At 65.6% G+C, this 12092-nt stretch carries 13 protein-coding genes; 9 read left to right on the forward strand and 4 right to left on the reverse strand.

Annotated features, from left to right (window positions below; genetic code table 11):
* Positions 1-33 precede the first annotated feature (33 nt).
* Together recO and BM372_RS07480 are read left to right on the forward strand one after the other, a co-directional pair.
* Positions 34-786 carry a DNA repair protein RecO gene (gene recO, locus BM372_RS07475; protein ID WP_090953697.1) on the forward strand — a complete coding sequence of 251 codons (753 nt, stop codon included), beginning with the start codon at positions 34-36 and terminating at the stop codon, positions 784-786.
* A 20-nt stretch (positions 787-806) separates the two neighbouring features.
* Positions 807-1658: an isoprenyl transferase gene (locus BM372_RS07480; protein ID WP_090953699.1), complete on the forward strand. Its 852-nt coding sequence runs from the start codon at positions 807-809 to the stop codon at positions 1656-1658.
* A 32-nt stretch (positions 1659-1690) separates the two neighbouring features.
* On the opposite strand, the gene BM372_RS07485 is transcribed toward BM372_RS07480, so the two are convergent.
* Entirely contained in the window at positions 1691-2719 is a 1029-nt protein-coding gene (locus BM372_RS07485) for an alpha/beta hydrolase (protein WP_090953701.1), read from the reverse strand.
* Between the two features lie 197 nt (positions 2720-2916).
* Between BM372_RS07485 and BM372_RS07490 the strand changes: the two genes are divergently transcribed.
* Positions 2917-3990, forward strand: a complete 1074-nt coding sequence (locus BM372_RS07490; protein ID WP_090953703.1) for a quinone-dependent dihydroorotate dehydrogenase — start codon at positions 2917-2919, stop codon at positions 3988-3990.
* Positions 3991-4098: 108 nt separating this feature from the next.
* Here the strand turns inward: BM372_RS07490 and BM372_RS07495 are convergent, their stop codons facing one another.
* Complete coding sequence (locus tag BM372_RS07495) at positions 4099-4698, reverse strand: DUF3043 domain-containing protein (protein WP_090953707.1); 600 nt, start codon at positions 4696-4698, stop codon at positions 4099-4101.
* Between the two features lie 106 nt (positions 4699-4804).
* On the opposite strand from BM372_RS07495, the gene BM372_RS07500 reads away from it, so the two are divergent.
* From BM372_RS07500 to BM372_RS07520, 5 genes are all read left to right on the forward strand, one after another.
* Positions 4805-6235 (forward strand): dipeptidase, encoded by a 1431-nt coding sequence (locus BM372_RS07500; RefSeq protein ID WP_177235923.1) that lies wholly within the window; start codon positions 4805-4807, stop codon positions 6233-6235.
* Between the two features lie 166 nt (positions 6236-6401).
* Complete coding sequence (locus tag BM372_RS07505; protein WP_090953709.1) at positions 6402-6791, forward strand: HesB/IscA family protein; 390 nt, start codon at positions 6402-6404, stop codon at positions 6789-6791.
* 207 nt (positions 6792-6998) lie between these two features.
* Positions 6999-7871 (forward strand): aa3-type cytochrome oxidase subunit II, encoded by an 873-nt coding sequence (coxB, locus tag BM372_RS07510; RefSeq protein WP_090953711.1) that lies wholly within the window; start codon positions 6999-7001, stop codon positions 7869-7871.
* Positions 7872-7881: 10 nt separating this feature from the next.
* The gene (ctaD, locus tag BM372_RS07515) at positions 7882-9606 is read left to right on the forward strand and encodes an aa3-type cytochrome oxidase subunit I (protein ID WP_090953713.1); all 1725 of its coding nucleotides are present in this window, start codon (positions 7882-7884) and stop codon (positions 9604-9606) included.
* Entirely contained in the window at positions 9603-10004 is a 402-nt protein-coding gene (locus tag BM372_RS07520; RefSeq protein ID WP_090953716.1) for a cytochrome c oxidase subunit 4, read from the forward strand. The genes ctaD and BM372_RS07520 overlap by 4 nt, the downstream gene beginning before the upstream one ends.
* A gap of 306 nt (positions 10005-10310) precedes the next feature.
* Here BM372_RS07520 and BM372_RS07525 read toward each other — a convergent pair whose 3' ends face one another.
* Positions 10311-10604: an HPr family phosphocarrier protein gene (locus tag BM372_RS07525; RefSeq protein WP_090953718.1), complete on the reverse strand. Its 294-nt coding sequence runs from the start codon at positions 10602-10604 to the stop codon at positions 10311-10313.
* Positions 10605-10943: 339 nt separating this feature from the next.
* On the opposite strand from BM372_RS07525, the gene BM372_RS07530 reads away from it, so the two are divergent.
* Positions 10944-11735, forward strand: a complete 792-nt coding sequence (locus BM372_RS07530; RefSeq protein WP_090953801.1) for a GntR family transcriptional regulator — start codon at positions 10944-10946, stop codon at positions 11733-11735.
* 77 nt (positions 11736-11812) lie between these two features.
* On the opposite strand, the gene BM372_RS07535 is transcribed toward BM372_RS07530, so the two are convergent.
* A partial coding sequence (locus BM372_RS07535; RefSeq protein ID WP_143111444.1) for an IS30 family transposase occupies positions 11813-12092 on the reverse strand: 280 nt, incomplete at its 5' end.

Consider the following 12092-nt stretch of genomic DNA (forward strand, 5'->3'; position numbering starts at 1 on the left):
CATGTTTCCACGAAGACAGTGCGAAGATTAACTGTGGTCCAACAATCCTTTGCTGCGCGCGCCTACCGCGATGACGCCGTCGTACTGCGCACCCATAAGCTGGGTGAGGCGGACCGGATCATCACGCTGCTGACCAAGCACCACGGCCAGGTCCGTGCCGTGGCCAAGGGCGTCCGCCGCACCAGCAGCCGTTTCGGCGCCAGGCTGGAGCCGTTCATGGTGGCCGATCTCCAGCTGATTTCCGGGCGCACCCTGGACGTCGTTACCCAGGCCGTGGCCAAGGGTGCCTACGGCGGCAGGATCGCCGCGGACTACGGCCGGTACACCGTCGCCGCGGCCATGACCGAGACGGCGGAGAAGCTGACCGACGTCGACGGCGAGGCCGGAACCGCCCAGTACAACCTGCTGGTCGGGGCGCTGGCATCCCTGAGCCGCGGCGACCACGCACCCGAACTCATCCTCGATTCCTATCTGCTGCGCGCCCTCGCGACCGGCGGCTGGGCCCCCAGTTTCACCGCCTGCGCCAGATGCGGCGCGACCGGCCCGCACACCGCGTTTTCCGCGCCGCTCGGCGGCATGGTCTGCCCCGAATGCCGGCCCCCGGGTTCTCCGGCGCCGGCCGCGGAAACGGTGCTCCTGCTCGGTGCCCTGCTCACCGGGAACTGGACGACGGCGGACGCCTCGGAATCCGTGCACCGCCGGGAGGCAGCCGGCCTGGTGGCCAGCTATCTCCAGTGGCACCTGGAGCGAGTCCTGAAATCCCTCAAACATGTGGAGCGAACGTAAAAGTGGCATTGGGAAGAAGCTTGGGAAGGAACCTGGACAAAAGCCAGGCAAAACAGGGCAACGGCCGGCACCGGACCGCCCCGGTGGTGGCGCCCTACCCGCACCCGTCCGGCGCCGTACCGCCCGCCATTCCCGCGGAGCTTATTCCCCGGCACGTAGCAATCGTGATGGACGGCAACGGCCGCTGGGCAAACCAGCGCGGCCTGCCGCGGATCGAGGGGCACAAAGCGGGCGAGCCTGCCCTGCTGGACGTCATGGCCGGCGCGATTGAGCTGGGGATCGAGCACGTCAGCGTGTATGCCTTCTCCACCGAGAACTGGCGACGGTCCCCGGAGGAGGTGCGCTTCCTGATGGGATTCAACAAGGACGTGCTGCGCCGCCAGCGGAACCAGCTCGATGACTGGGGGGTCCGCATCCGCTGGTCCGGAAGGCGCCCTAAACTGTGGGGCTCAGTCATCCGTGAGCTTGAAGAAGCCGAGGACTACACCCGGGGCAACAGCACCTGCACCCTGAACATGTGCGTCAACTACGGCGGCCGGGCCGAGATCGCCGACGCCGTCTCCGCAATCGCGGAGGAAGTGGCCAAAGGCCGGCTCAAGCCGGGGGCCATCACCGAACGGACCATTCAGAAGTTCCTCGACGAGCCCGACCTGCCGGACGTTGACTTGTTCCTGCGCAGTTCCGGTGAACAGCGGCTCTCCAACTTCATGCTGTGGCAGTCGGCCTACGCCGAGTTCGTGTTCATGGATACCCTGTGGCCGGACGTGGACCGGCGGACGCTGTGGGACGCCGTGGAGATCTATGCGCAGCGGGACCGCCGGTACGGCGGGGCAGTGGATGCCGCTCCCGCCGCGGCCGGCCAGGAAGGCTAGGCGGACTCGCAGCCCCCGCCCGCCGCGGGCCTTCAATCGAACACGTAGCCCCTGATCCACCGGGCCAGCCGGGAGTAGGCGTCCGCACGGACCGCTGGCGCGGAGAGGAAGACGTCGTGCAGCGCGCCGTCAATGCGCTCCAGCGTCACGGTGCGGCCCAGGCTGAGGGCGCGCAGGGCGATCATGTTCACGTCCAGGACCACATCAGTGCTGCGCATCGACTCCTTCCAGAACATCCCGTTGGCGCTGGCCCCTGAAATGAGCACGAGGACCGGCACGTCGATATTCAGGCCGCGGGCCACCTTCGCCTGGCCGCTGAGCACGGCACTGAGCCAGCCGGCACGGACAGGAAAGGCCTTCGGCGGACGGTAGGCGTCGTCCAGCGCCCATTCGCCCTCCGCGGCGCTACTGATGCTGCGCCAGTAGAAGGCGCGCTCCGGCAGCCGGATCACAGACTCGGGCCAGAACCGCGCGACCGGCTCCACCATGGTCCGCGCCGCGCGGCGCAGGGCCGGGCTGCCATGGATTTCCAGCCATGGGCTGTCCAGCACCAGTTGCGAGATGACCCCCGGGTGCCGGTCGGCCCACAGCGCCGCGATCAGACCGCCGGTGGAATGGCCCATGAGCGTCAGCGGCGGCGCCTCGCCCGGCGGCCGGAGGGAGCCGATGATGCCGATCGCGGCAGTGATTTCGGCGTCGTAGTTGTCGAGGTCCGTGACGTAGCCGCCGTGGGTGCCCGGCCGCAGGCTGCGGCCATGGTTGTGCATGTCCAGGGCGAAGAACTCAAAGCCCGTGCCGGTCCAGAACTCCGCGAGTTCCTCGTTGAAGAAGTAGTCACTCCAGCCGTGAAGGAACAGGACTGCCCGCGCCGGCGGCGCGGCGGCTGCCAGGGTTTCAGACAGCCCCTCCTGTGCGGGATTCGCCGGAGCCGCGGCCGCTCCCGCAGGAGCCGGGGGAGCGTGGCGCACCAGGGTGGCAGTGCGCAGCACGCCGTCCGGGCCGGTCGCCTCGAACGTGCAGGCCTGGAAATCATCGCCCAGGATGTCGGTCCGCCACTGCATCGACTTTCCCTCCCGCGCTCCTGTCGATGGCCTTGGGCTTCATGCTAACCCTCCCGGGATACCCCTGCCGCCGGGTCCGGGGCGTACCGCGCCCGGACGCGGCGGCAGTCACCCATACCGCAGCTACAACTGCCGTCACAACCGGCGTGTGCCCGCGCGGGTTTGGTCAGGACGGCCCGAACCGGAAAACTAGTGGCATGCGCGTATATCCCACATTCTTCAGGCTGGCCTTTTCATGGATGGACGCCGAACGCGCCCATAAGATCGGTTTCAAGGCCATCCGGCTGGCCCACAGCTGCGGCGCCGGCCGCGTGCTGCAGAAGTTCACCACCCCGGCGGCATCACTGCAGACCGAGGCGTTCGGCCTGACCTTTCCCTCACCCTTCGGGCTCGCGGCCGGCTTTGACAAGGAAGGCCACGGCATTGAGGCGCTGACCGAGCTCGGCTTCGGCCATGTCGAAGTAGGCACCATCACCGGTCAGGCCCAGCCCGGCAATCCCGCACCCCGGTTGTTCCGTCTCGTGGAAGACCGGGCCGTCATCAACCGGATGGGCTTCAACAACGACGGCGCCGCGGCCGTCGCCCCGCGCCTGAAGTCCGCCCGGGCCGCGCTCCAGCAGCACTACCCCGGCGTGCGGCCACTGATCGGGGTGAACATCGGCAAGAGCAAGGTAGTGGGGCTTGAGGACGCGGTGTCGGACTACCTGATCAGCGCACGCAGCCTTGCCCTGGCGGCCGACTACCTGGTGGTCAACGTCAGCTCGCCCAACACTCCGGGCCTTAGGCTGCTGCAGGACGTGGAAACCCTGCGGCCGCTGCTGAGCGCAGTGGGGGAGGAAGCGGACAAGGCCGCCGGGCGCCACGTACCACTTCTGGTCAAGATCGCTCCCGACCTCAGCGATGAGGACATCGACGACGTCGCACGCCTCGCACTGGACCTGAAGCTGGACGGCATCATCGCCACCAACACCACCATTGCCCGCACCGGGCTCGCTTCCGCCCCGGACAAGGTCGAGGCCTGTGGAGCCGGCGGTCTCTCGGGCGCGCCGCTGAAGGAGCGGTCCCTGGAGGTCCTGGCCCGGCTCAAGTCCGCCACCGGCGGCGCACTGACCCTCGTCTCGGTGGGAGGAGTTGAAACCGCTCAAGATGTCCAGGCACGGCTCGATGCCGGCGCCACCCTCGTCCAGGGCTACACGGCTTTCCTCTACGAGGGTCCGTTCTGGGCGGCCCGCATCAACAAGCTGCTGGCCAGACACCCCAGTCGGCGCTAAGCGACCATAGGCAAAAGAGCCTCAAGCGCCTCAAGGCGAAGCCCCCGGCAGTAAAACTGCCGGGGGCTTCATGACTTCCGGGATCGGAAGAATCCTGGGGACAACTAATCAGGCGGGGAATTCCCCGCGGTTGACCTGCGGCTTGGGAAGGCGCAGGCGGCGGAACTGGAGCGAGCGCATGGAGCCGTACCAGACGGTACCGCTCTCGACCTGTCCGAATTTCTCGGCGAGCCGCTTCTTGAGCTTGCGGGAAAGGATAAAGACGTCGACGAAGACCGCCAGGAACATGACCCAGAAAGCACCCAGAACGTAGATCATCTGCTGGCTGGAGGCTGGCACGAGCAGCGAGATGATCACGAACACCAGCGCCCCAAACATGAGGTACTCGCCCAGGCTGAAGCGGGCATCGACGTAGTCGCGGGCGAAACGCTTCTGCGGACCCTTGTCGCGCACCGGCAGGAACTTCTCGTCACCGCTGTCCATGGCCTGCCGCATTTTGACCCGCTGCTCCGCGACCGCGGCGCGCTCAGCCGCCTTGGAGGCCTTGCGGTCCTCCGGCACAAGCGGCCGCTTGCGGGCCGCTTCCTGGGCGCTGCGCTTGGGCGTGGGCGCGCCCTTGCCGCTCACGGCGCCGCGGGCTGCTGCCTCGGCCACCTGTTGGTCAACTACATCCTGCGCCGCTGGCGCTTCCTTTTTACGTCCGAACACACCTAAAGAATACCCCGCACGGACGGGCACGAGACCCGGCCCACATGGCGCCGCCCGGGCCCTGATGCTGTTTGTCGTGACGGAGCACACGGGTAGTGTTCTGCGCATGACTTCATCAACCGCGGGGATCCCGCAGACTGCCATGGACCACGCCGGCACCATCGATGCCGAGGCCCTCCGCCAGGCCGTAACTGAATCGTTCGACGAAACGATCAGCCAGTTGACGGACCTGGTCGCCATTCCGGGCATCGCCTGGCCAAGCTTTGACCCGGCCCCGCTGGACCGGAGCGCCGACGCCGTCGCCGGCCTCGTGCGGGCCGGCGGCTTCGACGATGTCCGGATCCTCCGCTGCGACAAGGAGGACGGGACGCCCGGCGGTCCCGCCGTCGTCGCCCGCCGTTCGGCCGCCGAGGGCAAGCCCACGGTCCTGCTCTACGCCCACCACGACGTCCAGCCCACCGGCGACCTGTCGCTGTGGGAAACCGACCCCTTCACCGCCGTCGAACGGAACGGGCGGCTGTTCGGACGCGGCGCCGCAGACGACAAAGCCGGCATCCTGGCCCATATCGCCGCTTACTCAGCGGTGACGCGCGTACTCGGAGACCAGCTCGGCCTGGGCGTGACGTTCTTCTTCGAAGGTGAGGAAGAAGCCGGGTCGCCCACGTTCCGGCGCTTCCTTGAGACCCACCGCGAACTGCTCCGTGCGGATGTGATTGTCGTTGCCGACTCCAGCAACTGGAAGGTTGGCATTCCCGCCCTGACCACGAGCCTGCGCGGCCTGGTGGACGGCACCATCGAAGTTAAGGTCCTGGACCATGCGGTGCACTCGGGTATGTTCGGCGGCCCGGTGCTCGACGCGCCGACGCTGCTCGCCCGGCTGATCGCAACCCTTCACGACGCTGACGGCAGCGTCGCAATCGAGGGTCTCGTCAGCAGCGACGACGTGGCCGTGGACCTCACCGAAGCGGAGTACCGCGACGATGCCTCCGTGCTCGACGGCGTGAAGCTCGCCGGGACCGGAAGCATCGCCTCGCGCATGTGGACCAAGCCCGCCCTGTCCATCATCGGCTTTGATGCCCCGGCCGTGGACGTGGCCTCCAACACCCTGCTCCCGCGCGCACGCGCCAAGTTCAGCCTGCGCCTGGCCCCCGGGCAGGATCCCACCGCCGCCATGGAGGCGGTGCGCAAGCACGTCGAAAAGAACGTGCCGTTCGGCGCGCAGGTGGTCTTCACGCCGGGGGAGAGCGGTAACCCGTTCCTGACTGACACCAGCTCCAAGGCGGCGTCCGTGGCCATGTGGGCCCTCGGCGAGGCCTGGGGCGTGCCGGCCGTTGAAATGGGGATTGGTGGATCCATTCCGTTTATTGCGGACCTCACCGAGCTCTACCCCGACGTCCAAATCCTGGTGACCGGGGTCGAGGATCCGGATTCCCGCGCCCACAGCGCCAACGAATCGCTGCACCTGGGCGACTTCCGGAACGCGATCGTCGCCGAGGCCCTGCTGCTGGCGCGGCTGAACGCCGAAGGCGCCGTCTGACCTGTGCGGTCTGATTCGGGGAATACCGGTCCGTCCTTGGAGAGTTACGTCAGGAGTTAGAGCTACAAGGCTGCGCGAAGTAGCATGTAGCTATAGCCCATACCGTTTAAGTAGGGGCGGGCACCGTGCGAGCGGAGCCGCCACCACCGTTGCAAGAAGGTAGGCCATGAGCACTACAACCAATGAAAACAGCGCCGACGCCACTGCCGTCGAGGCCGGCGAGCTGGCCACGCACGAGGTCATGCTGACCGACGTCGCGGCCGGCAAGGTCCGCAGCCTCCTCGAGCAGGAAGGCCGCACCGATCTGCGCCTCCGCGTTGCTGTGCAGCCTGGCGGTTGCTCCGGCTTGATCTACCAGCTCTACTTTGACGAGCGGTTGCTGGACGGAGACGCGGTGCGCGACTACGACGGAGTGGAAGTCGTCGTCGACAAGATGAGCGTTCCTTACCTCAGTGGCGCCAGCATTGACTTCGAGGACACTATCGCCAAGCAGGGCTTCACCATCGATAACCCGAATGCCGGCGGCTCCTGCGCCTGCGGGGATTCATTCCACTAGAACATTCCACTAAGGCCGGGCATTTTGCCCGGCCTTAGTGCCGCGCGGGCCATAACGAGCGGGACCGGCAAAAAGGTTCCGACCCACGGCGCGGACATGTGGGCGAAAACTCTCAGGGAGCGGTAAGCTCTACACCGAGTAGTAAAACTTTTCGTTTGCCCTGCCCGTCATTCGCGGGGCAACAGCAACAAGTAGGAAGGGCCGTCTGTGAGTTCGCAGAACCGAACCGGCAGCCGACGCAAAAAGATCTCTACGATCACTGGCTTGGCACTCGCCGGCGCGTTGGCTTTGACTGGATGTTCACCAGAGGTAGAGAAGGGCTGGTTGCCCACCGAACGTGGCACCACCAATCACACCGATCTCATCATGGACCTCTGGGTCAACTCATGGATTGCCGCACTGGTGGTCGGTACCATCACCTGGGGCCTGATGATCTGGTGCATCGTCGCTTACCGTCGCCGCAAGGGCACCGTGGGCTTCCCCCGTCAGAACAGCTTCAACCTTCCCCTGGAAGTGTTCTACCTGACGATCCCGCTGTTCATGGTCCTGGTGTTCTTCTACTTCACCGACCGCGACCAGCAGTCGATCGATGACCGCTCCAAGCCCGCCGACGTCGTTGTCGACGTCCGCGGCAAGCAGTGGGCGTGGGACTTCAACTACAAGCAGGGCTCCGTCGTCAACGCGGACGTTCATGAGGCCGGCGTCCAGGCGCACCTCACGGGCGAGGAAGTGGACAAGGAAAAGCTGCCCACCCTGTACCTGCCGGTCAACAAGTCGGTTGACCTCGAACTCAATTCCCGCGACGTCATCCACTCCTTCTGGGTTCCTGCCTTCCTGCAGAAGCGGGACATGATCCCCGGCAAGACCAACTACATCCGGTTCACTCCCACCAGGGAGGGAACCTACGACGGCAAGTGCGCCGAACTTTGTGGCGAGTACCATTCCGAAATGCTGTTCCGCGTGAAGGTTGTCTCCGAGTCGGAGTTCCAGGCGCACATGAACCAGCTGCGCCAGAACGGGAACACCGGCCTGCTCGGCGAAGAGTACGACCGACTCCCGGCCAAGACCGAGAACAAGTAAGGGGAGCGACGTGGCAACCACCTACAGTCAGCCCTCCGGGATCCTTGAGGCTCCCGTAGTACCCAAGTCCAAGGGGCGCATCGTCGTCAACTGGATCACCTCGACCGACCACAAAACAATCGGGTACATGTACCTGATCGCGTCGTTCGTCTTCTTCTGCTTCGGCGGCATCATGGCGCTGCTGATCCGCGCCGAGCTCTTCGAGCCGGGCATGCAGATCCTGCAGACCAAAGAGCAGTACAACCAGCTGTTCACCATGCACGGCACGGTCATGCTCCTGATGTTCGCGACGCCGCTGTTCGCCGGCTTCACGAACGTGATCATGCCTCTGCAGCTCGGCGCACCCGACGTCGCGTTCCCGCGCCTGAACGCACTGGCGTTCTGGTTCTTCCTCTTCGGCTCCACGATCGCCGTGTCCGGCTTCATCACCCCGCAGGGCGCCGCATCGTTCGGCTGGTTCGCTTACGCGCCGCTGTCCAACACCACATTCAGCCCCGGCGTGGGCGGTGACCTCTGGGTCTTCGGCCTGGCGCTCTCCGGCTTCGGCACCATCCTTGGCGCCGTCAACTTCATCACCACGATCATCTGCATGCGTGCCCCGGGCATGACCATGTGGCGGATGCCGATCTTCACCTGGAACGCGCTCGTGACGTCCATCCTGGTCCTGATGGCCTTCCCGCCGCTGGCCGCCGCCCTGTTCGCCCTGGGTGCGGACCGCCGCTTTGGTGCGCACATCTTCGACCCGGAGAACGGCGGCGCCGTCCTCTGGCAGCACCTGTTCTGGTTCTTCGGCCACCCCGAGGTGTACATCATCGCTTTGCCGTTCTTCGGCATCGTGTCCGAGATCTTCCCGGTCTTCAGCCGCAAGCCGATCTTCGGCTACAAGGGCCTGGTCTACGCAACCATTTCCATCGCCGCCCTGTCCGTGACCGTGTGGGCGCACCACATGTACGTCACGGGTTCGGTGCTGCTGCCGTTCTTCTCCTTCATGACGATGCTGATCGCCGTTCCGACCGGCGTGAAGTTCTTCAACTGGATCGGCACCATGTGGCGCGGTTCCATCACCTTCGAAACCCCCATGCTGTGGAGCATCGGCTTCCTGGCCACGTTCCTCTTCGGTGGCCTGACCGGCATCATCCTGGCCTCGCCGCCGCTGGACTTCCACGTCTCCGACTCCTACTTCGTGGTGGCGCACTTCCACTACGTGGTGTTCGGCACCGTTGTGTTCGCCATGTTCGCTGGCTTCTACTTCTGGTGGCCCAAGTGGACCGGCAAGATGCTCAACGAGCGCCTCGGCAAGATCCACTTCTGGATGCTGTTCCTCGGCTTCCACGGCACCTTCCTGATCCAGCACTGGCTGGGCGTCGAGGGCATGCCGCGCCGCTACGCCGACTACATGCCGCAGGACAACTTCACGGGAATGAACCAGTTCTCCACCAACGCATCCTTCCTCCTCGGCGCCTCGCTGATCCCGTTCCTCTGGAACGTCTACATCACGTGGCGCAGCAACGAGCGCGTGGAAGTTGATGACCCGTGGGGCTTTGGTGCCTCGCTCGAGTGGGCCACCTCCTGCCCGCCGCCGCGCCACAACTTCACGTCCCTGCCCCGCATCCGCTCCGAACGTCCCGCCCTGGACCTGCACCACCCGGAGCTCTCGCAGAACTACACCGCGGAATCGCCTGCGCCGGCAGCGGCGGCGCTCGGCAACGCTGACCAGAAGGACACCGCCCTGTGAAAATCGAATCAAGGATCTTTGGCCTCGGGGTGTTCTTCTTCGTGCCCGTGGCGTTTATCTACGGCTACCTGACGAACTGGAGCGAATGGGTCGGCACGCTGGCCGTCCTGCTGGTCGGTGGCCTCGCAGGTATGATTGGCGCCTACCTGGGCTTCACCGGCAAGCGCGTAGGCATGCGTCCCGAGGACCGCAACGACGCCGAAATCCACGAAGGCGCCGGCGAACAGGGACACTTCTCCCCGTGGAGCTGGTGGCCCCTGGTCCTAGGCATCTCCTGCGCCACCGGGTTCCTCGGCCTGGCTATTGGCTTCTGGATCGTCTTCATCGCCGGAGGCCTCGCCACCGTCGCGCTGGTTGGCTGGGTCTACGAGTACAGCCGCGGTGACCACGCGCACTAAGGTCGCGATCTAAAAGCACATAACGCACGACGGCGGGCCCCACCATTTGGTGGGGCCCGCCGTCGTTATGGTGGCTGCGGTGTTTGGTTCAGTGTTTGATGCGGTGGGTGCGCGGGCGCCAGCTGGGGGTGCACGGCGTCTGGGTGCCGGCCTGGCGTGCAGCGAATTCAAGCGCCATCTGGGGCCCGGCGTGCAAGGAAGCGTGAAGGGGTGGCTGACAGCGCTCAGGGTGGCTGACAGCGCTCAGGGGTGGCTGACAGCGCCCACGGGGTGGCTGACAGTCCAGAGAGGACCGGTAAGAGGACCTCAGGCGGCGGCTGCGGACTCCAGGACGTTCTGGAGTTCCTCCAGCGCGCGCTCGGCCTCTGCGAGGCTGTAGCGGGCGGGGAGGGCCTCCGCAGCGATGGCCAGTTCCACTTGGCATCCGCACTCGAAGTCCTCGGTCATGACTTCGAGCAGCGACCGGGCGTCCACACCGGGCCTGCCGTCCTTGCTGATGGTCACCGGGAGTCCGGTTGCCGTGACGGCGCGGACAAAGACGGCCGCCGGCCGGGCGTGGAGGCCGACTGCGGCCGTGACAACTGCCTTGCGAACTGGCAACTGGACTCCCTAGTGCTGATGCTTCTAGTGGTGCTGATGGCGGTAGTGCGGACGCGGCAGATGGGCCGCCAATAAGGCGGGGCGTCGATGCCATGGAAGTGCCGGCATGGTGGTGCCGCGCATAGTCGTCCCGGTCCCGATCCGTACATCCCGATCCGTACATTCAAGGGTAACCGCGGGGGAGGGGCCGCACGAACTGCGACGCCCAGTGGTCTAGACCTGCCGGGCCCTGGGCTTACCCTTAACTCATGACTGTTTTTGCGGCGTGTTTAGCTGCGTCTTCTTGTGCGGCTTCTCCTGCCGCTTCTCCAGCGCCGGGACCCGATCCAAGGCTCAACCATGCCATCCAGTAACGCATCGAAGATGGTTGGGGATATCGACCGGCAGAGCGGCGTCCCGATCTACGTCCAGCTGCGCGAAATCCTCCGGGCACATATTGCCGCCGCCTGCCCGCCAGGATCAGCCCTTCCGTCTGAACGAGACCTCGCGGAGCGGTTCGGCCTGGCCCGGATGACCGTCCGGCAGGCCATCGATGCGCTCGTAGGGGAGGAAGTGATAGAGCGCGTCGTGGGGCTGGGAACGTTCGTCCGCAAACCGAAACTGGATCTCCAGGTCAAGCTGACGTCCTATAGCGAAGAGATGCAGCGCCGCGGCATGGTTCCGGCCGCCAAGGTCCTGAGCTTTGAACAGATTGGTGCCAGTGCCTTCCTTGCCCGGGAGCTGCAGTTGGAGGAGGGAACGCCCCTCGTCCGGTTCCGGCGGCTCCTGCTGGCAGATAACGAGCCCATGAGCGTGGACGAGAACTTCATCCCCGCGCATCGGGTGCCCGGCCTGCTCGATGGGGAACCGCCCACATCCCTCTACAACGTGCTGAGCGAACGCTATGGTTTGGTCATGGAATGGGGCGAGGACATGATTGAGGCCACCGCGGCATCACCGTCGACGGCCAGGCTCCTGAACGTGGAGGTCGGCACGCCGCTGTTGAAGATCCAGCGCCACGCGTTTGTGGCCCGTTCAATGGTGGACTACTCGGTGTCCTATTACCGGGCGGATCGCTACAAGCTGTGGGTGCCCCTGCAGCGCCCCGGTGTCCGGCCCACCCGGAACTATGCCTCGGGGTACCGCCCGTAGCAAGAGCAACGCGGGGTCACTTCGCGCCCATACCGAGGGGGGCGGTTTCTAGTGGTCGTTGCAACACGTTTGGCGGCTTAGGTCGTTAGTAGTAGATCACGCAGGCGCTCGGCTGGGGTATCCCAGTCGAGCGTTTTGCGTGGGCGGCCGTTGAGTTTCTGGGCGACGAGCTCGAGATCCTCTGGCCCGTAGGCGGACAGGTCGGTGCCTTTGGGGAAGTACTGGCGCAGCAGTCCGTTCGTGTTTTCGTTCGAGCCGCGTTGCCAGGGGCTGGCCGGGTCGCAGAAGTAGACGTCCATGTCCGTGGCGAGGCTGAAGGATTTGTGGGCGGCCATTTCCGCTCCCTGGTCCCAGGTC

The organism is Arthrobacter sp. ov118 (assembly GCF_900116495.1).
In the GTDB taxonomy this organism is placed as follows: domain Bacteria; phylum Actinomycetota; class Actinomycetes; order Actinomycetales; family Micrococcaceae; genus Arthrobacter.

Bases quoted from the DNA above. Each gene is read 5' to 3' on its own strand.
- BM372_RS07485 (WP_090953701.1), bottom strand. From the start codon at position 2,719: ATGCAGTGGCGGACCGACATCCTGGGCGATGATTTCCAGGCCTGCACG.
- BM372_RS07490 (WP_090953703.1), top strand. From the start codon at position 2,917: ATGCGCGTATATCCCACATTCTTCAGGCTGGCCTTTTCATGGATGGAC.
- BM372_RS07500 (WP_177235923.1), top strand. From the start codon at position 4,805: ATGACTTCATCAACCGCGGGGATCCCGCAGACTGCCATGGACCACGCC.
- BM372_RS07505 (WP_090953709.1), top strand. From the start codon at position 6,402: ATGAGCACTACAACCAATGAAAACAGCGCCGACGCCACTGCCGTCGAG.
- BM372_RS07530 (WP_090953801.1), top strand. From the start codon at position 10,944: ATGCCATCCAGTAACGCATCGAAGATGGTTGGGGATATCGACCGGCAG.